At 63.4% G+C, this 20,002-nt stretch carries 19 protein-coding genes; 8 read left to right on the top strand and 11 right to left on the bottom strand.

Going from position 1 to position 20,002, the window contains the following annotated elements:
* Positions 1-25 precede the first annotated feature (25 nt).
* The 6 genes from AC0L14_RS03750 to puuE all read right to left on the bottom strand — a co-directional run bounded on the left by AC0L14_RS03750 (position 26) and on the right by puuE (position 4,216).
* A complete protein-coding gene (locus AC0L14_RS03750; RefSeq protein ID WP_473748679.1) occupies positions 26-445 on the bottom strand; it encodes a type II toxin-antitoxin system MqsA family antitoxin in 420 nt (139 codons plus the stop codon).
* A gap of 51 nt (positions 446-496) precedes the next feature.
* The gene (locus tag AC0L14_RS03745) at positions 497-619 is read right to left on the bottom strand and encodes a type II toxin-antitoxin system MqsR family toxin (RefSeq protein WP_473748709.1); all 123 of its coding nucleotides are present in this window, start codon (positions 617-619) and stop codon (positions 497-499) included.
* 180 nt (positions 620-799) lie between these two features.
* Positions 800-1,393: a nucleoside deaminase gene (locus tag AC0L14_RS03740; RefSeq protein WP_473748678.1), complete on the bottom strand. Its 594-nt coding sequence runs from the start codon at positions 1,391-1,393 to the stop codon at positions 800-802.
* Positions 1,393-1,896 (bottom strand): ureidoglycolate lyase, encoded by a 504-nt coding sequence (locus AC0L14_RS03735; protein WP_473748677.1) that lies wholly within the window; start codon positions 1,894-1,896, stop codon positions 1,393-1,395. Before AC0L14_RS03735 ends, AC0L14_RS03740 begins: the two co-directional genes overlap by 1 nt.
* The gene (locus AC0L14_RS03730) at positions 1,893-2,741 is read right to left on the bottom strand and encodes a bifunctional allantoicase/(S)-ureidoglycine aminohydrolase (protein WP_473748676.1); all 849 of its coding nucleotides are present in this window, start codon (positions 2,739-2,741) and stop codon (positions 1,893-1,895) included. Before AC0L14_RS03730 ends, AC0L14_RS03735 begins: the two co-directional genes overlap by 4 nt.
* Before the next feature lie 41 nt (positions 2,742-2,782).
* The gene (gene puuE / locus AC0L14_RS03725; RefSeq protein WP_473748675.1) at positions 2,783-4,216 is read right to left on the bottom strand and encodes an allantoinase PuuE; all 1,434 of its coding nucleotides are present in this window, start codon (positions 4,214-4,216) and stop codon (positions 2,783-2,785) included.
* A 192-nt stretch (positions 4,217-4,408) separates the two neighbouring features.
* Between puuE and uraH the strand changes: the two genes are divergently transcribed.
* The 4 genes from uraH (at position 4,409) to xdhC (ending at position 9,895) form a co-directional block, all read left to right on the top strand.
* Positions 4,409-4,783, top strand: coding sequence for a hydroxyisourate hydrolase (gene uraH, locus AC0L14_RS03720; RefSeq protein ID WP_473748674.1), 375 nt, complete (start codon positions 4,409-4,411; stop codon positions 4,781-4,783).
* A gap of 3 nt (positions 4,784-4,786) precedes the next feature.
* Positions 4,787-6,268: a xanthine dehydrogenase small subunit gene (gene xdhA, locus AC0L14_RS03715; RefSeq protein WP_473748673.1), complete on the top strand. Its 1,482-nt coding sequence runs from the start codon at positions 4,787-4,789 to the stop codon at positions 6,266-6,268.
* A gap of 214 nt (positions 6,269-6,482) precedes the next feature.
* Entirely contained in the window at positions 6,483-8,831 is a 2,349-nt protein-coding gene (gene xdhB, locus AC0L14_RS03710) for a xanthine dehydrogenase molybdopterin binding subunit (protein WP_473748672.1), read from the top strand.
* A gap of 74 nt (positions 8,832-8,905) precedes the next feature.
* Complete coding sequence (xdhC, locus tag AC0L14_RS03705; protein WP_473484552.1) at positions 8,906-9,895, top strand: xanthine dehydrogenase accessory protein XdhC; 990 nt, start codon at positions 8,906-8,908, stop codon at positions 9,893-9,895.
* A gap of 57 nt (positions 9,896-9,952) precedes the next feature.
* Here the strand turns inward: xdhC and AC0L14_RS03700 are convergent, their stop codons facing one another.
* The 3 genes from AC0L14_RS03700 to AC0L14_RS03690 form a co-directional block, all read right to left on the bottom strand.
* A complete protein-coding gene (locus AC0L14_RS03700; RefSeq protein WP_473748671.1) occupies positions 9,953-11,218 on the bottom strand; it encodes an LLM class flavin-dependent oxidoreductase in 1,266 nt (421 codons plus the stop codon).
* Positions 11,215-12,240, bottom strand: coding sequence for an LLM class flavin-dependent oxidoreductase (locus AC0L14_RS03695; protein WP_473748670.1), 1,026 nt, complete (start codon positions 12,238-12,240; stop codon positions 11,215-11,217). Before AC0L14_RS03695 ends, AC0L14_RS03700 begins: the two co-directional genes overlap by 4 nt.
* 87 nt (positions 12,241-12,327) lie before the next feature.
* Positions 12,328-13,248 (bottom strand): LysR family transcriptional regulator, encoded by a 921-nt coding sequence (locus AC0L14_RS03690; RefSeq protein WP_473748669.1) that lies wholly within the window; start codon positions 13,246-13,248, stop codon positions 12,328-12,330.
* A 140-nt stretch (positions 13,249-13,388) separates the two neighbouring features.
* Here AC0L14_RS03690 and AC0L14_RS03685 point away from each other — a divergent pair, with 140 nt between their 5' ends.
* From AC0L14_RS03685 to AC0L14_RS03670, 4 genes are all read left to right on the top strand, one after another.
* The gene (locus tag AC0L14_RS03685; protein ID WP_473748668.1) at positions 13,389-14,606 is read left to right on the top strand and encodes a urate hydroxylase PuuD; all 1,218 of its coding nucleotides are present in this window, start codon (positions 13,389-13,391) and stop codon (positions 14,604-14,606) included.
* A gap of 2 nt (positions 14,607-14,608) precedes the next feature.
* Positions 14,609-15,922 (top strand): guanine deaminase, encoded by a 1,314-nt coding sequence (guaD, locus tag AC0L14_RS03680; protein WP_473526209.1) that lies wholly within the window; start codon positions 14,609-14,611, stop codon positions 15,920-15,922.
* A 75-nt stretch (positions 15,923-15,997) separates the two neighbouring features.
* A complete protein-coding gene (locus AC0L14_RS03675) occupies positions 15,998-16,495 on the top strand; it encodes a heme-degrading domain-containing protein (RefSeq protein WP_473526208.1) in 498 nt (165 codons plus the stop codon).
* The gene (locus AC0L14_RS03670; RefSeq protein WP_473526207.1) at positions 16,492-17,757 is read left to right on the top strand and encodes a glycerate kinase type-2 family protein; all 1,266 of its coding nucleotides are present in this window, start codon (positions 16,492-16,494) and stop codon (positions 17,755-17,757) included. Before AC0L14_RS03675 ends, AC0L14_RS03670 begins: the two co-directional genes overlap by 4 nt.
* Positions 17,758-17,759: 2 nt before the next feature.
* On the opposite strand, the gene AC0L14_RS03665 is transcribed toward AC0L14_RS03670, so the two are convergent.
* Together AC0L14_RS03665 and AC0L14_RS03660 are read right to left on the bottom strand one after the other, a co-directional pair.
* Positions 17,760-18,494: a UdgX family uracil-DNA binding protein gene (locus AC0L14_RS03665; protein ID WP_473748708.1), complete on the bottom strand. Its 735-nt coding sequence runs from the start codon at positions 18,492-18,494 to the stop codon at positions 17,760-17,762.
* An 80-nt stretch (positions 18,495-18,574) separates the two neighbouring features.
* Positions 18,575-19,996: a glutamine synthetase family protein gene (locus tag AC0L14_RS03660; protein ID WP_473637312.1), complete on the bottom strand. Its 1,422-nt coding sequence runs from the start codon at positions 19,994-19,996 to the stop codon at positions 18,575-18,577.
* Between the last annotated feature and the right edge of the window lie 6 nt (positions 19,997-20,002).

Here is a 20,002-nt window from a genome sequence, read left to right as displayed (position 1 = left end):
AAAATATGCGACCTGTCAGGGAGCGCTATCGCAACTCGTCCAGCAGTTCGGGATGCTTTTCCAACAGCGTCATCAACTGAATGGTTGGGCCACTCGGCTCAATCAAGCCCCGTTCGTATTTGTCGAAGGCGTTTTCGCCGACTTTAAATAGGGATCCCGCCTCGCGCTGCGAAAGTTTGAGCTTAGTACGCACACGCCGAATGGTTGCCGGGGCCGGAACGCCGTCGATCTTTTCCTTGAGCATGCGTAGAGCCGCATCGACAACAACCATGTCCGCTCCGACGTGCACGCCTTCGCTCCCCGACGCCGGATAGTAACCCGGCAGGTCGACGATCATGCTCTCGCCCTTATAGCTCACGGTGAACGGACGCACTCCACGCATCAGCGTTTCTCCTGTTTCGGGGAAGATCATGGTATTCGTTTCATTGCTTTCTCTTGTTGCCATTAGTCATCTTTCCTTGAACGACATGACCGTGAATTCGGTCACGACGTCCGCCTAAAACTTCACGTAGAGAACCATGTCGCGCGCTGGCACGTGATAGACATCTTGCCAGACACGATGGTCGGCGAATGTCGTCATTGACTTTACAAACATCTTTCGCGTGATGCTGCCGATCACCTCGACTATACCGACGCGATCGAAGCCCACGCCAACCGCATCCCGGACGTCGTGATTGCCAGCGTATCTACAGAGCCCAACTCCGCCTTGATGGCATCAAGATCGTAATTGGGCCTGCGTTTCTCCATAGCGCAATATGCCACCATAAAGGTGGCATTTCAAGCTTGAGCTTCGCAGCATTCAATTCAGCGGAATGTCGTTTTCGGCCTTGCTCGCCTGGTAGGCGTCGGACAGTTCGTCGTAGCGCGCGGCGATCTCGCCGATCCGTGCTTCCAGTCGCTGGCGCTCGGCTTCGGGCAACGACCGCACCAATTTGCGGATCGAAAAACTCTTCCAATAGGCGTTCTCGGCATTGTAGCCGCCGGGATCGAGGGTGAAGACCTCTTTCAAGATCTTCAGATCATGCGGGATGGCGAAGCTGTCGCGCGAATCCTCGTGGCTGAACAAATAGTAGAAATTGTCGAAGCCGGTCCAGGTGATCGCCGACAGGCAGAGCGAGCAGGGTTCATGCGTGGCGAGAAAAATCGCGTCCTTGGTATCGATGCGCTCGGCCTTCGGTATTTCATAGAACCGCTTCAGGCAGTGCACCTCGCCATGCCAGAGCGGATTTTCCGTCTCGTTGTTGGTTTCGGAGAGCACCAGAGAGCGGTCGTCCTTCCGCAGGATCGCCGCGCCGAACAGCTTGTTGCCATGGGCAACGCCTTCGGCCGTCTTCGGCAGGATGTCATGCTCGATGACGTCGAGCAGGCGGTCGATCAGCGAGACGTCGACCATCACTGGCTCCCGTCGGGGAGGTCGATCTCGTAGGCGTGCGAGAAATGGCACTCTTCGAGATTGGAGCCGTCGCCACCGCGGTCGACGACGAGAAAATCCTGAACCTCGCCGATCGGCGTCAGCACGCCGTGCCACCGATTGCGGGGGTAATTGACGCCTTGCCCAGGCGCGGTGATGAAGGCGTGCGGCTCGCCCGGACCTTCGTCGCCATCATCGCAAACGATGACCAGGAACGGCCGTGGCGACAGCGGGATGAAAGCTTGGCTGCCGAACGGGTGACGCTCAACCATGGTCAGCTTCAGCGGAAATTCGTAAGGCGTGCCGCGCACCATGGATATCAGCACGCGCGCATTCGGCCCCTGCGCTTCGACGGCGGCGAGGTCATGGTAGCGCTCCGCTCTGCCGCCATTGATCGGGTAGTGGTTTTCGCCGCCCATATCGATGACGTCGCCGAATTCGGCGAAGTTCTCGCGGGTCAGCGGCCGCGCGATGATGCGGGTCATGACGCGTGTCTCGCGACGCCGGCGCCGCCAAGCTTGGCGTGGCGGTTAACGTCCTTGTAGAGCAGGTAACGGAATTTTCCCGGACCGCCGGCATAGCAGGCCTGCGGGCAGAAGGCGCGCAGCCACATATAGTCGCCGGCCTCGACCTCGACCCAGTCCTGGTTGAGGCGATAGACCGCCTTGCCTTCCAGCACATAGAGGCCGTGCTCCATGACATGGGTCTCGGCGAAGGGGATGACCGCGCCCGGCTCGAGCGTGACGACGGTGACATGCATGTCGTGGCGCATGTCTTCAGGATCGACGAAGCGCGTCGTCGCCCACCGACCGTCGGTGCCGGGCATCGGCGTGGGCGCGATGTCCTGTTCGTTGGCGAAGAAGCCTTGCGGCGTATCTATGCCCTCAACGGCCTCGTAGGCTTTTCGGATCCAGTGGAAGCGGACAGCTTCATCGCTCTCGTTGCGAACGGTCCATCCGCTGGCCGGCGGCAGGAAAGCAAAGCCACCCGGCTGCAGGACATTTTTCTCGCCAGTCAGCAAAACGGTCAGCTCGCCCTCGACCACGAACAAAGCGCCCTCGGCGTCGGCATCCGGTTCCGGCCGATCGCTGCCACCGCCGGGTGCGACCTCGACTATGTATTGCGAGAACGTCTCGGCAAAACCCGACAGCGGGCGCGACAGCACCCAGACGCGGGTCTTGTCCCAGAATGGCAAGGCGCTGGTGACGATGTCCTGCATCACCCCCCTTGGAATGACGGCATAGGCCTCGGTGAAGACGGCCCGGCCGGTCAGCAGCTCACTCTGGCCGGGGTGGCCGCCTTGCGGCGCGTAGTAGGGTCGGTCGGCCATTTTCATATCCATCATTTCAAAGCCTATTGTGGAAGCCAAGCCTATTGCGGAAGCATGTCCTTGAGGCGGAGCAGCGCGATGCGCTCGACCTGTTTGCAGGCGGTGTCGAATTCGACGTCGTGGCTGTTGCCGATGCGCGCCTCGAACGCAGCCAGGATTTCCGCCTTGGTCTTGCCTTTCACCGCGATAATGAACGGAAAGCCAAAGGAAGTGACGTAGGCGGCATTGAGTTTTGAAAACAGCTCGCGCTCCTTGTCGGTCAGCGCGTCGAGCCCGGCGGAGGCCTGTTCCCTCGTCGATTCCGCCGTCAGCCGCTTGGCCTGCGCCAGTTTTCCGGCGAGGTCGGGATGGGCGTTGAGCACGGAGAGTCGCTCGGCCTCGCTGGCGGCGCGAAAGACACGGCACAGCGCGTTGTGCAAGCCGCCGGCGCTGTCATGCGCTGGGCCGAGTTCCAGTTCGTAGGCGCGCTCGGCGATCCACGGCGAATGCTCGAACACGCCGCCGAAAGCCTGGACGAAAGCCGCGAATTCCATTTTCGACGGGCGCAGCGCCGGCGGCCGAAACGGATGGATTTCCTGCCAGTGCCTGGCTATGTCGATGCGCCGCGCCAGCCATACGTTGTCGTGCGATTTGACGTAGTCGACAAAGCGCTTGAGCGCCGCGACCCGGCCCGGCCGCCCAACGAGACGGCAGTGCAGGCCGATGTTCATCATGCGCGGCCGTCCTGCCTTGCCCTCGGCATAGAGCGTCTCGAAACTATCTCTGAGATAGGCGAAGAACTGGTCGCCCGAGTTGAAGCCCTGCGGCGTGGCGAAGCGCATGTCGTTGGCGTCGAGCGTATAGGGGATGATGAGCTGCGGCTTCGCCGATCCGTCTGGCCCGTCATGCTCGAACCAGTAGGGCAACTCGTCGTCATAAGTGTCCGACACATAGTCGAAGCCACCTTCTTCCGCCGCCAGCCGCACGGTGTTGATCGAGGTGCGGCCGGTGTACCAGCCGGTCGGCCGTGCCCCGGTCACCTCGTAGTGCAGTTCGATCGCCGCTTCCATGTCGCGGCGCTCGTCCTCCGGCGCATGGTCGCGATAGTCGATCCATTTCAGCCCGTGCGAGGCGATCTCCCAACCGGCCTCCTGCATCGCCGCGACCTGGTCGGGCGAGCGCGCCAGCGCGGTGGCGACGCCGTAGCAGGTGACCGGCACCTCAGCCTCGGTGAACAGGCGCAGCAATCGCCAGAAGCCGGCGCGCGCGCCATACTCGTAGATCGATTCCATGTTCCAGTGTCGTTGACCGGGCCAGGGTGCGGCGCCGACGATCTCGGACAGGAAGGCCTCCGAAGCCTTGTCGCCATGCAGGACGCAGTTTTCGCCGCCTTCCTCGTAATTGACGACGAACTGCACCGCGACATACGCGCCGCCAGGCCATTTCGGATCCGGCGGATTGGCGCCGTAGCCGCGCATGTCTCGTTCGTAACGCATCGTCGCTCCTGCCGGATGGTGTGATGAGGATAGTCGAAAGGGCCGCCTGCGCATTCCCCAGAAAATTTTGAAAGTGTTTTTGCAGCACTCCGCTCGACCGGGACTTATGCATCGCCTTTAATTGGCGCACAATTCGTCAAACATGTTCGACTGTACCGGGCATGTTCGACCGTACCGGAATGGGAGCAGCCAGTGGCGGAAACGTCGAAAGCCGAAGGCGGACGTCTGACGACCCATGTCCTCGACACCGCGACCGGCAGGCCGGCAACCGGCGTGTCGATCGAGCTTTACCGCATCAACGACGACATGCGGACGCATCTGAAGACAGCGGTCACCAATGCCGACGGTCGCTGTGACGCGCCGCTGCTTGCCGACGCGGAATTCCGCACCGGTGAATACGAGCTGGTCTTCGCCGCCGGCGACTATCTGCGGCGGCGGGGATTGAGGCTGCCGGAACCGGCCTTCCTCGACAGCGTGCCGATCCGCTTCGGCATGGCCGAGCCGGTGCACTATCATGTGCCGCTGCTTATATCGCCCTACGGCTATTCGACCTATCGCGGGAGTTGAGACATGGCCGGGCTCAAGATGCGCAATGAGATACGCTTCATCCTCAATGGCGAGCACGTTGCGTTGACCAAGGTTGCACCCGACGAGACCTTGCTCGACTGGCTGCGGCTCAAGCGTTCGCTGCGCGGCACCAAGGAAGGTTGCGCCGAAGGTGATTGCGGCGCCTGCACCGTGCTGGTCGGAAGGCTCTCGGCCGGCCGGCTGGTTTACGAAAGCGTCAACGCCTGCATCCGCTTCCTCGGTTCGCTCGATGGCACACATGTCGTGACCGTCGAGCATCTGCGTGGCGACGGCGATAAACTGCACCCCGTGCAGCAGGCGATGGTCGATTTCCACGGCTCGCAATGCGGCTTCTGCACGCCGGGCTTCGTCATGTCGCTGTACGCCCTGTGGATGCGGGCGCCTGAGCCTTCGGATGCAGCCATCGAAAAGGCGCTGCAGGGCAATCTCTGCCGGTGCACCGGCTACGAGGCGATCGTCCGCGCCGCTCGCGCCATCTCCAGCTACGGCAAGGCGGCAAAGGACCCGTTGGCGGCCGAGCGCAAGGCCATCACGGCCAAGCTCGAAGGGATGAAGGACGGTTCGCGTATCGAGATCGGCGCCGGCAAGCAGCGGCTGATCGTGCCCGCCAATGCCGACGATCTCGCCGTCGTGCTCGACAAGGAGCCGGGCGCTACCATCGTTGCCGGTTCGACCGATGTCGGCCTGTGGGTGACCAAGCACATGCGCGATATTGCACCAGCGTTTTTTATCGGCAATCTCGACGGGTTGTGCGGGATTTCCGAGGACAAGGGCATTATTTCGATTGGCGCTGGTGTCACCTATACCGAAGCCTTCTCGGTGCTGGCAAAACACATCCCGCCGCTGGGGCCGCTGTTCGACCGCATTGGCGGCGACCAGGTGCGCAATATGGGCACGATCGGCGGCAACATCGCCAATGGTTCGCCGATCGGCGACACGCCGCCGCCGCTGATCGCTTTGGGTGCGCGGTTGACGCTGCGCCGCGGCAACAAGCGGCGGGCGATCCCGCTCGAAGATTTCTTCATCGCCTATGGCAAGCAGGATCGGCAGCCGGGCGAGTTCGTCGAGGCCGTGCATGTCCCGGTGCCGGGCAGCGACACGAAATTCGCCGTCTACAAGATCACCAAGCGCCGTGACGAGGACATCACCGCAGCGCTTGGCGCATTCCTGCTGACCCTGGCTGGCGACGGCACGGTGGCGGATATCCGCATCGCCTATGGCGGCATGGCGGCAACGCCGAAGCGGGCGGCCGCAGTTGAAGAGGCGCTGCTTGGCAAGCCCTGGACGGAGGCGACGGTCGAGACGGCGATGGCCGAGTACGCCAAAGACTTTACCCCGCTGACCGATATGCGCGCTTCGGCCGAATACCGGGCGCTGGCGGCGAAGAACCTGCTGCTGCGCTTCTTCGCCGAGACCAGCGGCACCAAGGCGCCGATCCAGATATCGCGGCACGAGGCGGCGTGATGAGCTTGTATATTACCTCAGGCAAACAAACAGCCGAACGATCGCGAGTAGCGTCCTTCTCCCCGTTTCCGGGGAGAAGATGCCGGCAGGCAGATGAGGGGCGTCGCCGTCCTCGATCGATATTCGCAAGCTCGTCAACGTCAACGCTGCCCCTCATCCGGCCCTTCGGGCCACCTTCTCCCCGTGGACGGGGAGAAGGGAGGAGAGGCGCGCCATGACCCGCCACGCTCCCAACCTCAGGGCACAGAAAATCGCTGGTGGCGTTGCCGCCGGCCAGCGCCATGATTCCGCGCACAAGCATGTCCGCGGCACGGCCGTCTATATCGACGACATGCCGGAATCATCAGGGACGCTGCATGGCTGCCTCGGGCTTTCGACGGCCACGCACGCCACCATCGCCAGCATGGACCTATCGGCGGTGCGCGCAGCGCCCGGTGTCGTCGACGTGCTGACGGCCAGTGACGTGCCGGGCGAAAACGACATTTCGCCGACCGGCCGTCACGACGAACCGGTGCTGGCCGACGGCAAGGTGCAGTTCTTCGGCCAGCCGATCTTCTGCGTCATCGCCGAAACTCGCGAGCAGGCGCGCCGCGCCACAAGGCTGGCCAAGGTCGAATACCGGGAATTGCCCTTCATCGCCGACATCGGCGCGCTCGATCCCCGTAAAGACAAGCTGGTCACCCCGCCGCTGACCCTGAGGCGCGGCGATGCCGCCGCCGCAATCAAAGCGGCGTCGCGCCGGCTGAAGGGAAAAATGCGCATTGGCGGCCAGGAGCATTTCTATCTCGAGGGCCATATCGCCCTGGCCATCCCGGGCGAGGACCAGGACGTCACCATCTATTCCTCGACCCAGCATCCGAGCGAAATCCAGCACATGGTCAGCCATGCGCTCGGCGTGCCGAGCCATGCAGTGACGGTGGAGATCCGCCGGATGGGCGGCGCTTTCGGCGGCAAGGAAACGCAGGGCAACCAGTTTGCAGTATTGGCCGCTATCGCCGCGAAGAAACATCATCGCGCCGTCAAAATCCGGCCCGACCGTGACGACGACATGATCGCCACCGGCAAGCGCCACGACTTTCTGGTCGATTACGAAGTCGGCTTTGATGACGAGGGCAATATTCTCGGTGTCGATTTCATGTTCGCCGCGCGCTGCGGCTTCTCGGCGGACCTCTCAGGACCAGTGACCGACCGCGCGCTGTTCCATTGCGACAACACCTATTTCTGGCCAGCAGTTCATGCTCAATCGGCTCCGCTCTACACCAACACCGTGTCGAACACCGCCTTCCGTGGCTTCGGCGGTCCGCAAGGCATGGTCGGGGCCGAGCGCGTCATCGAGGAGGTCGCTTTTGCCGTCGGCAAGGACCCGCTCGAGATCCGCAAGAAAAACTTTTATGGCACCAGCGACCGCAACGTCACGCCCTATCACCAGACGGTCGAGGACAACATCATCCACCGCATCGTCGCCGAACTGGAGGCGAGTTGCGACTATGCAAGGCGCCGCCGCACCATTGAAGCGTTCAATGCCAACAGCCGCTTCATCAAGCGCGGATTGGCGCTGACACCGGTCAAGTTCGGCATCTCGTTCACCGCCACCCACTACAACCAGGCCGGCGCGCTGGTGCATGTCTACACCGACGGTTCGGTGCATCTGAACCATGGCGGCACCGAGATGGGGCAGGGCCTCTACGTCAAGGTGGCGCAGGTGGTGGCGGAAGAATTCCAGATCGACCTCGACCAGGTAAAGATCACCGCGACGACGACCGGCAAGGTCCCGAACACCTCGGCGACCGCCGCATCGTCCGGTTCCGACCTCAACGGTATGGCGGCGCAGAACGCAGCCCGGCAAATCAAGGAGCGGCTGACCAATTTCGCCGCCGAAAAATACCAGGTGCCGCGCGACCAGGTGCTGTTCCTGCCCAACCGGGTGCGCATTGGCAACCAGGAAATCGCCTTCGCCGATCTCGTCAGGCAGGCTTATATGGCCCGCATCCAGCTTTCGGCGGCGGGCTTCTACAAGACGCCGAAAATTCACTGGGACCGCGACAAAGGCGAGGGCCGCCCCTTCTATTATTTCGCCTATGGCGCCGCGTGCTCGGAAGTCTCGGTCGACACGCTGACCGGCGAATACATGGTCGAACGCACCGACATCCTGCACGAAACCGGCCGCTCGCTGAACCACGCCATCGATCTCGGCCAGGTCGAAGGCGGCTTCATCCAGGGCATGGGATGGCTGACGACGGAGGAACTTTGGTGGGACGACAAGGGCCGGCTGCGCACCCATGCGCCGTCGACCTACAAAATCCCCTTGGCCTCGGACCGACCGAAGATCTTCAACGTGACGCTGGCCGATTGGCCGGAAGCGAGCGAGCCGACGGTCCACCGCTCCAAGGCGGTCGGCGAGCCGCCGCTCCCGCTCGGCATGTCGGTGCTGCATGCGCTGTCGGATGCTGTGGCAAGCGTTGCCGACCACCGGATCTGCCCGCGCCTCGACCCACCGGCGACGCCGGAGCGGGTGCTGATGGCGATCGAACGGCTGAAGAGGGAAGCCAAGACCAGCACGTGAACCAGCCTTGGAATCCCAGAAAGCGTGCAATTCAGGCCGAAAAACTCTATATTTCCCGACAGGGAAAGCGAATGATGAACGCGAAAGTGCAAAGCCTAAAAGCCTTTCTTGCCGGCGCCGGCCGGGTCGCCCTGGTCGAAGTGGCCGGGACAAAGGGCTCGACCCCACGCGAGAAGGGCGCCTTTATGCTCGTCTCGGGCTCGGCGATTTTTGGCACGATCGGCGGCGGCCAACTCGAATACATGGCAATCGACAAGGCACGGCAGATGCTTTTCTCCCCCCTTGAGGGGGAGATGGCCGCGGAGCGGCCAGAGGGGGTCGTCTCAGAAGGCACCGCCAGAGCGTCGAGCACTGCCGCGGCGACCCCACCCGACGGCTTCGCCGCCACCCTCCCCTCGAGGGGGAGGGATATCCGCGCCACGCTCGACATCCCGCTCGGGCCGGAGATCGGGCAGTGCTGCGGCGGCAGGGTCGAGGTGCTGATCCGGCTGGTCGACGCGGCGCTGGCGCGAGAGCTGGTTGCTGCGGCGGAAGCCGAGGAAGCGCATCTGCCGCACGTCTACATCTTCGGCGGTGGCCATGTCGGCCATGCGCTGGCTTCGGCAGTGGCCTTGCTGCCGGTACGTGTCGTCGTTGTCGAGACGCGGGCCGAGGCACTGGAGGGCATGCCGGGCGCGGTCGAAACAGGGCTGACGCCAATGCCCGAGGCGATGGTGCGCAAGGCCCCGGCCGGGGCTGCCTTCGTCGTCCTCACCCACGACCACGCGTTGGATTTCCTGATCGTCGCCGAGGCGCTGAAACGCCGGGATGCCGCCTATGTCGGGATGATCGGCTCGAAAACCAAAAGGGCGACCTTCAGGAGCTGGTTCCTGAAGTCGGCGGATGGCAGCGAGGCGGAATTTGCCCGCCTCGTCTCGCCGATCGGCGGCGATGCGGTCAAGGACAAGCGCCCGCAGGTGATCGCGGCACTCGCCGCAGCCGAGATCATGACGGCGTTGGCCGCCCATGCCACGGCATCAGCCGCGCCGCGCCCAGCCTCTCACAGCAAGGCGATGGCCGGCTGACGGCTAATATCCCGCCGAGTTGCATTTTCGCGCAGGCGCGCTTCCGTAGCGTGCTGCTCACATCGGCCGCTTCAAACCCAGATGGTCGCGCAGCGTGGTGCCTTTACAGTCCTTGCGGAACAGGCCGCGCCGCTGCAGTTCCGGCACGACAAGCGTGGCAAAGGCATCGAACTCACCAGGGAAATAAGATGGCATGACGTTGAAGCCGTCAGCTGCGCCGCCCTCGAACCGTGCTTCGAGCTCGTCGGCGATCTGAGCCGGCGTGCCGACGACGCGCCAATGGCCGCGCGCGCCGGCGAAATGGCGCGCAAGCTGCCGAATGGACAGGTTATCGCGGCGTGACTGCTCGATGACCAGCGCCTGCCGGCTCTGCATGCCTTCGCTGGGCGGCAGCTCCGGCAAGGGCCCATCGATGGGATAGCGCGCGAGATCGGAGATACTGAGATAGCTGGACAGCAGCGCGACGCCGACATCGTCAGGGATCAGCTCCTGCAACTCCTCGTGTTTTGCCCGGGCTTCCGCTTCAGTTGCCGCCACGATCGGCGCGACGCCCGGCATGATCTTGATGTCGTCCGGCTCGCGCCCATAAGCCGCCAGCCGTCCCTTGAGATCATCATAAAAGGCCTTTGCCTCCTCGAACGTTTGCGCCGCCGTGAACACTACGTCAGCGGTCCGGGCGGCGAGATCCCTGCCCTCGTCCGATGCTCCGGCCTGAACCATGACCGGCGCGCCTTGGGGCGAGCGCGGCAGGTCGAGTGGGTCGCGCACCGAAAAGCTTCTGCCGTCGTGACCAGGTCCGGAAACCCCGTCGAGCTTGCCTCGCCAGAGTGCGGTCACCACGCCAGCGAATTCACGCGCGCGCTCATAACGGTCGGCATGCGGGCGCAGGCCGGTCGAGCCGAAATTGGCGGCTTCGATGTGGCTGGCGGACGTGACGAGATTCCAGCCGGCACGGCCGCTGCTCAGATGGTCGAGCGACAAAAAAGTCCGCGCCAGCCCGTAAGGCTCGTTGTAGCTTGTTGACGCCGTGGAGACGAGACCGATGTGGCTGGTCTGGACCGCGAGAGTTGCAAGCAGGCTGATGGGTTCGAAGCCGATCGAGCGTGACGTCTGGCTGGCAATATTAACATTGGCCTCGCGCACGCCGGCGGCGTCCTCGCAGAACAACAGGTCGAATTTCGCCGCCTCCGCCGTCCGCGCCAGCTGGACGTAATGGTCGATGTCGACCCCCGCCGTCGCATGCGCCTGCGGATGGCGCCAGGCGGCAATGTGGTGGCCTGTTGCCCACAGGAAGGCGCCGAGCTTCATCTGACGGGCGGTCATTGTCCCTCCTCCCCGGCCAGTCCGAGATGGGAGCGCAGCGTCGCGCCGGGATAATCCGACCGGAGAAGGCCGCGGCGACGAAGCTCCGGCAGTACGAGGTCGACGAAATTGTCGAGCACAGACTCGAGCGGCGGCATGAGTATATTGAAACCGTCGCAGCTTTTCGACCGGAAGGACTCTTCGAGCCTGTCCGCGATAACGTCCGGCCTGGCGGCCATTTCAGCACCCGGCGCGACGTTCATCAGCACCTTTATCGCGCCGGGGCTACGCCCGAACGCAAGCGCGCGGCGCTTCAGATCGTCAGCCTTGGCGCCCGCGATCGATGGCTCGTCCAGCAGGATGACATCGGCGACGCGGGCACCGATGTCCATGTCGGGCTCCGACAGGCCTGACATGACGAGCACCGGCATATCCTGCGGCGAGCGTGCAACGTTCAGCGGCCCGCGCACAGAGAAAAACTCGCCCTTGTGGTCGAGCAGGTGCATCTTTTCGGGATCGAAGAAGCGGCCTTCGCTTTTGTCGAACAGCAGGGCATCCGCATCCCAGCCTCGCCACAAGCCTTGCACGATACCGATGAATTCCTCGGCGCGTCGGCGAAAATCGTCGCCGGAAAACCCTTCTGGCTGGCTGAAATTGGCCGCCTCGGTCGGATCCTGCATCATCGTCGCGTTCCAGCCGCCACGACCATGGCTGATGATGTCGAGCGATGCGAAACGGCGCGCCAGATTGTAGGGCTGGTGGGCGACCGTCGATGCCGCGGCGACGAGGCCGATCCTGCTGGTCACCGTCGCCAGCGCCGCCAGCAGGGTCGTCGCTTCGAAGGGCAGTTGCCGGTTCGGTGCGTCGCCGCCTGCAGCTGGCGCGGAATCGGCAAGAAGCACCATGTCCAGCCCGGCTGCTTCGGCTTTTTGCAAGAACTGCGCCAGAAGGCTGAAATCCGCGCCGCCGGCTGGCGGCTCGCTGGAAGGAGCATTTCCCGGCAACAAGGAAACGGCGAGATGCATTGTGGGGCCGTTGCCCATCGATAGTCCTTGCAAGGCGAAAGTTCTACCAGAACTATGTTCGCCACCTCCAGGGATGGCAACCGGTTGCGCTGGTCCAGCAAGCCGTCACTTGCCTGCCAGAATATCCTTGATCAGCCGTTGGCAGCGCTCGGCCATGAAGTCGAGCAGCAGCCGCACCTTCGGGTCCTGCAGCTTCTTGTGCGGGTAGATGGCGGCGAACTGCACCGGTGTCGGCGGGGTGTCTGGCAGGATCACCTTCAGCCGCCGATCGCGGATGAACGGCTCGACCTCGAAGCGCGGCTTGTTGATGATGCCGCGGCCGGACAGCGCCCAGCCGGTCAGCACGTCGCCATCGTCGGTGTCATAGGGCCCGTGCACTTCGAATTTCCGCGGGCCGTCGGCCATCTGCAGCGTCCACACATATTCGCGCGCGCCGGCGTAGCGCAGCATCAGGCAGTCGTGCTTCTTGCCGATCAGTTCCTGCGGTTCGTTCGGTTCGCCGCGCGCCTCCAGATATTTCGGTGCCGCCACCAGCACCCGTTCGCACTCCATGATGCCGCGCATCCTGAGGCTGGAATCCTCGATGATGCCGAGCCGGAAGGCAACGTCGATGCCTTCCTTCATGATGTCGACATTGTGGTCGGAAAGCCTCAACCGAACCTCGATGTCAGGATATTTGTCGTGGAAATCCGGGATGCCGGATGCCACCAGCCGGCGGCCGAGGCCGAGCGGCGCTGTCACCTTGATGGTGCCGCGCGGCTGGCCGGAAAGCGCCGAGACGGCGGCTTCGGCCTCGGTGATCGCCTCCAGTACCTGCTTGGCGCCGGAATAGAACACGGTGCCGTGCTCGGTGGGCATCAATTGCCGCGTCGTGCGATTGAACAGCCTGACACCAAGGTGCTTTTCGAGCTCCTTGATGCGGTTGGAGGCGACCGCCGGCGAGATGCGCATGTCGCGGCCCGCCGCCGACAGGTTGCCAAGCTCGACGACGCGGACGAAGACGGCGATGTTGTCGAGATAGGCCATGCGGCTTTAGGGCTCTCATGCGGCTGCGTAGGGATAACCCTAGTATTTTCCAATTTTTTTTGAAAGTCATCGTGCAGCTCGGCCCTTTCCGTTTGCGCTCCAGTCCGTAAAGTCACCCGATCGGCAGGGACGACTTTTCAATGATGGATTTCGCGATTTTCTGGGACTGGCTGAGTTTCGCCGTGCGCTGGCTGCATGTCGTCACCAGCATAGCCTGGATCGGCTCGTCCTTCTATTTCGTCGCGCTCGATCTTGGCTTGCGCCAGCGTCCGGGCATGCCTGTCGGCGCCTTCGGCGAGGAATGGCAGGTGCATGGCGGCGGCTTCTACCACATCCAGAAATATCTGGTGGCGCCGGCCGAAATGCCCGAGCACCTGACCTGGTTCAAATGGGAATCCTACGCCACCTGGCTGTCGGGCTTTGCCATGCTGTGCGTCTTCTACTATGCCGGGGCGGACCTCTTCCTGATCGATCCCAATGTGCTCGCCATGTCGGTGCCTACAGGCATCTTGCTGTCGCTGGCGACGATCGGCGTCGGCTGGGTGGTCTACGATCTCCTATGCCGTTCGCCGCTTGGCAACAGCGACACCGGCCTGATGCTGGTGCTCTATGGCGTGCTGGTGTTCATCGCCTGGGGTCTTACCCATCTGTTCACCGGCCGCGCCGCCTTCCTGCACCTTGGCGCCATCACCGCGACGATCATGTCGGCCAATGTCTTCATGGTCATCATTCCGAACCAGAAGATCGTTGTCGCCGACCTGATTGCCGGCCGCAAGCCCGACCCGAAATACGGCAAGATCGCCAAGCAGCGCTCGCTGCACAACAATTACCTGACGCTGCCCGTTCTGTTCCTCATGCTGTCGAACCACTACCCGCTGGCGTTCGGCACCGAGTTCAACTGGGTGATCGCCTCGCTGGTTTTCATCATCGGCGTGCTGATCCGGCACTATTTCAACACCATGCATGCGCGCAAAGGCAACCCGACCTGGACCTGGTTGGCGGCGGCCGTCCTGTTCGTCGTCATCATGTGGCTGTCAACGGTGCCGAAAGTGCTGACCGGCGAAGTCAAGGCGTCCTCGGCGGCACAGGTCTATTCCGCCTCGGCGCACTTTCCCGCAGTGCGCGACACGGTGCTTGGCCGCTGCTCGATGTGTCATGCGCAGGAGCCATCCTACGAGGGCATCTATCACGCACCGAAAGGTGTGATGCTCGACACGGACGCCGGTATCGCCGAGCAAGCCCGCGAGATCTACCTGCAGGCCGGCCGCAGCCACGCGATGCCGCCCGCCAACGTCACCCATATCACCGACAATGAGCGGGCGCTGCTGGTGGCGTGGTTCGAGGAGGCGGGGAAATAAGCATGACCAGCACGCTCCTGCGCGGCCGCACGCTGTCCTTCCTGCGCTGGCCAGAGACCGTCGACGACCATTCCGCCTGGCGTTACGAGGATGACGGCGGCCTGCTGCTCCGCGACGGCAGGATCGTTGCCGCGGGCGCCTATGCCGACGTCGAGAAAAAAGCTGATGAAGGCGTAAAAAAGTTCGACCACCGCCCACACCTGCTGCTGCCGGGCTTCATTGACGCGCATGCGCATTTTCCGCAGATGCAGGTTATCGCTTCCTACGGCGCCGAGCTGCTCGACTGGCTGAACACTTACACCTTTCCCGAGGAAACCAAATTCCAGAACGCCCAGCATGGCCGCCGCATCGCCAGGCTGTTCCTCGACGAGATGGTGCGCCACGGCACGACGACAGTCGCCGCCTATTGCTCGGTCCACAGGGAATCGGCCGAAGCGTTCTTCGCCGAGTCGCATGACCGCAACATGCTCAACATCGCCGGCAAGGTGATGATGGATCGCAACGCGCCGGAGGGCGTGCTCGACACGCCGCAATCGGCCTATGACGACAGCAAGGCGCTGATCGCCGAGTGGCACGGCAAGGGGCGCCAGCACTATGCCATCACACCGCGCTTCGCCATCACCTCCTCACCCGAGCAATTAGAGATGGCGGGTGCGCTCTGCCGCGAACATCCTGATCTGCACATGCAGACGCATCTGTCGGAAAACCACGCCGAGATTGCCTTTACGCTGCAACTCTACCCGCAGGCACACGACTATACCGATGTCTACGAGCAATACGGGCTGCTCGGGCGCAAAAGCCTGTTCGGCCACTGCATCCATCTGTCGGAACGCGAGGCGGATGCGATTTCGGACGCGGGCTCGGTGGCCGTGTTCTGCCCGACCTCGAACCTGTTCCTCGGTTCGGGCCTGTTCGATTATCAGCGCTACCGCACGCGTGACAAAGCTCTTCGGATCGCGGCCGCCACCGATGTCGGCGGCGGCACTAACTATTCGATGCTGCGCACCATGGACGAGGGCTACAAGGCGATCGCCCTGAACGGAGAAAAACTCAACCCGTTCCAGTCGTTCTGGCAGCTCACCCGCGGCAATGCCGAGGCGCTGTCAATCGTGGAAAGGATCGGCACGCTCGACCAAGGCAGCGATGCCGACATCGTCGTCCTCGATGCCCGCGCCACGCCGGCCATGCGGCTGCGGATGGAGACGGCGGACACGCTGGCGGAGGAGCTGTTTCTGCTGCAGACGCTGGGCGACGACCGCGCCGTGCGCGAGGTCTACGTCGCCGGGCGGGCTGCGAAGACCGATATGGCGGTTTAGCTATCCGACACGTCCCGGCTTGACCCGGCGGCAGCCATCGGTCAAAGCCTGCAGCGAAGTTGACAGGGGAACGACATGGCCGTTGCGGACGACATCGCTCTGATCAAGAAACAGGAAGCCGCGCTTGTCTTCCCCGTCTTCGACGAGGCTGTCGCCTTCAAGATCGGCTCGGCGATCCGCGACCGGGCGCTAGCCGAAGACCTGCCGATCATCGTCGACATCAGGACCTTCGACCGGCCGCTGTTCTATGCAGCGATGCCAGGCTCGAATGCCTCCAATCCGGACTGGGCGCGGCGCAAGACCAACGTCGTGCGGCGGTTTTTGAGAAGCACCTACCGCCTGGTGCTGGAGCAACAGCGCCCCGACCGCAGCTTCAAACCCGGTGAGGGGCTCGACATATCAGACTATGTGCTGGCCGGTGGTGGCTTTCCCATAACGGTCAAAGGTGCCGGCGTGATCGGTGTGATCGCGGTCTCGGGCCTGCCGGAGCGTGAGGATCACGGCATCGTCGTCGACGCGCTGTGCAGCCATCTCGGCGTCGACGGGCGTGAGCTGGCACTGCCGCCGGAATGACCGCGCTCGATCCCAGGCCCTTCCTCACCGCCATCTTCAATGCCGCCGTCGCCGCCGCCGATCCCCAGAGGACCATCAGGGATCATCTGCCGGCAACGCCGAAAGGGCGCACCATCGTCATTGGCGCAGGCAAGGGCTCGGCGCAAATGGCGGCGGCCTTCGAAAGGGTGTGGGACGGGCCGATAGAAGGGCTGGTCGTCACCCGTTACGGCTATGGCGCGACCTGCCAGCGCATCGAGATCATCGAGGCGGCGCATCCGGTGCCGGATGCCGCCGGTCTCGAAGCCTCGCGCCGGCTGCTCGAAAAGGTGCAGGGCCTGACCGCGGACGATCTGGTCGTGGCGCTCATCTCAGGCGGCGGCTCGTCGCTGCTGCCGTCGCCTGCCGAAAGTCTGACGCTGGCCGACGAGATCGCCGTCAACGAGGCGCTGCTTGCCTCCGGCGCACCGATCGCCGCCATGAACACCATCCGCAAGCATGTTTCCACGATCAAGGGCGGCAGGCTGGCGGCAGCTGCCTATCCGGCAAAGGTGGTGTCGCTAGTGGTCTCCGACATTCCCGGCGACAATCCGGCGCTGGTTGCTTCCGGTCCGACCGTTCCCAATTCCGGCGACCGCCAAGAGGCGCTGGCATCGATCGCCGCCTATGGCATGAAACTGCCGGCTGCGGTGATGGCGCATATCAATTCGCCGGCCGCAGATGCGCCGCGCGCCGCCGACCCGCGTTTTTCGCGCAACGAGGTGCATCTGATCGCCTCGGCCGGCGTGTCGCTGGAAGCGGCTGCGGCCGAAGCCAGGCGCCAAGGTATCGAGGCGGTCATCCTCTCCGATTCTATTGAGGGCGAGGCGCGCGAGGTCGGCGGTGTCCACGCCGCGATCGCGCGCGAGGTGGCGACGCGCAACCGGCCTTTCCCGAAGCCTGTGCTGATCCTGTCGGGCGGCGAGACGACCGTGACCTTGCGGTCAAAAGGCCGGGGCGGCCGTAACTCGGAATTCCTGCTCGCCTTCGCCATCGGCATCAGCGGCATGGAGGGCGTCCATGCACTGGCCGCTGACACCGATGGCATCGACGGTTCGGAGGACAATGCCGGCGCCTTTGCCGACGGTTCGACGGTTTCGCGGATGCGGGCGGCAGGCGTCGATGCCAAGGCGATGCTTGCCGGCAACAATGCCTGGACGGCATTCAATGCCATTGGCGATCTTTTCGTGCCCGGCCCGACCGGGACGAACGTCAATGATCTCCGGGCCATATTGATCAGATAGGCTCAGGCAGCCATCAGCGTCTTCACCGCCTTCATATCCTTCAGGAACCGCTCGCGTTCGGCCTGTTTGTCCGCCGGCTCGCGGATGCGCAGGATAAAGGACGGGTGGATTGTGACGAAGACACGCAAGCCATCCTCGCGCTCCACGACCGCACCGCGCATCTTCATGATCGGCACCACCTTGCCGAGCAGCGACTGCGCCGCCGTTGCGCCGAGCGCCACCGCCAGATTGGGCTTTATCAGATCGAACTCCTTGTCGAGCCACCAGCGGCAGGCCTGCACCTCGCCGGCATTCGGCTTGGAGTGGATGCGCCGCTTGCCGCGCGGCTCGAATTTGAAATGCTTGACCGCATTGGTGACATAGACTTTCAGCCGATCGACGCCGGCGTCGTCCAGGATGGCGTCGAAGACCTTGCCGGCCGGCCCGACGAAAGGTTTGCCGGCCAGATCCTCCTGGTCGCCGGGCTGTTCACCGACGAAGATCACCTTGGCTCTATCAGGCCCTTCGCCGAACACGGTCTGCGTCGCATTGCGCCACAGCGGGCAGCGACGGCAGGCTTTCGCCACTTCACTGAGTTCGGGAATGGTGCTTGCGCCGTCACCTTCCGCCGTTTCAGGCAATTCATGCTTGCGCCAGCGTCTTGCCTGCACCTTGGCGTGGTGCGGCGCGGGAGTTGTCTGCATCCTGGCAATCATGGCTGATGCGGCCTTGTCCGCAGCTGCGATTAGATGCTGAATGAGCGAAACCCCGGAAAGGTTCCTTCAAATGGCCCGGACCCCAGACTTTCGCTGGGAGAATGACCGGCGATGCGATCGCCTCACACCTCGTGCAGATAGAGGTGATAATCCAACTCGCTGACCGTGCGCGCCACCCGCAGATATTCGGATTGCTTGATTGCCACGAATGTCCGGTGCAGGTCTTCTCCCAGTGCCCCTTTGAGGAATGTCGAGGCCCTTGCCGCCTCGATCGCCGCGCGCCAGTCCACCGGCATTGTCGTCCGTGTCACGGCTGATTCGTAGCCATTGCCGGTGGTTTCGGGGCCGGGATCGAGGCCTTCGTCGAGGCCCTTAGTGATGCCGGCCAGCACAGTTGCCGCCACCAGATAAGGGTTGGCGTCGACGCCCGACGGCCGGTGCTCGATGCGCCGGTTTTTGGCATCGCCTGCCGGCACACGCAATGCCACCGAGCGGTTGTTGACACCCCAGGTCGGCGCCACCGGCGCATAGGATTGCGAAACAAAACGCCGCCACGAATTGGCATGCGGTGCAAACACCAGCATCGATTCGGCCATGGTCTGGATGAGGCCACCCAATCCGCGCAGTAGCGGCAAGGACCAAGACTCGCCGCTGGCCTCAGTGAAGACGTTCTTGCCGGCCTTGTCCTGCAGCGAGACATGGAAATGCATGCCGGAGCCGGCATATTTCTCGATCGGCTTGGCCATGAAGCAAGCGGTGACGCCGTGGCGGCGCGCCTGTGCCCGCACCAGCCGCTTCAGCATCACGAGGTCGTCGGCGGCGCGGATCACGTCCTGGCGGTAGTTCAGCGTCAGCTCGTACTGGCCGGGCGCATATTCGGAAATGACCGTCTCGGCTGGGATGCCTTGCACCTTGGCCGCGGCATAGATGTCGGAAAACAGTGGCTCCATACCGTGCAGATGGTCGACGGAATAGACCTCGGTCTTGGCCGAGCGTCGGCCGTCGAGCACCGCGTGCGCCGGTTGCACCTTGCCATCGGCGTCGCGCTCGTTGGCGAGCAGGAAGAATTCGAGTTCGAAGGCGCCGGCCGGACGCAGGCCCTTGGCCGCCAGTATCTCCACCTGACGGGCTAACGCCAGCCGCGGGTCGGAGGACATGGGCTGACCGTCGAGATGGTACATCGCCATCAGCACCTGGCCGCGCGGCGGCTGTGTGCCGAACAGCGGTACCAGCGTACCGGGAATCGGCCATGCTGTGAGATCACCGTCGCCGGTCGTCCAGATCAGCCCGGTCTCGTGCACGTCCTCGCCGGTAATGTCGAGGCCGAGGATCGAGATCGGCATGTGCCGGCCGCCCTCGAAGATGCTCATCAGTTCGTGCCGGCGCACGATCTTGCCACGCCCGACGCCATTGGCGTCGGTCAGCACGATGTCGAACGCTTCGATCTCGGGATAGGCGTCGAGAAAGGTTTGCGCCTCGGCCGGCGTCGAACCCGAAGGGGAGGCGATGATGGCGTTCAAAGTTTGCTTGTGCGCTTCTCTCATGTGCAA

The sequence above is a fragment of the Mesorhizobium sp. WSM4841 genome (assembly GCF_055811515.1).
This window is presented reverse-complemented; position numbering and strand designations above follow the sequence as displayed.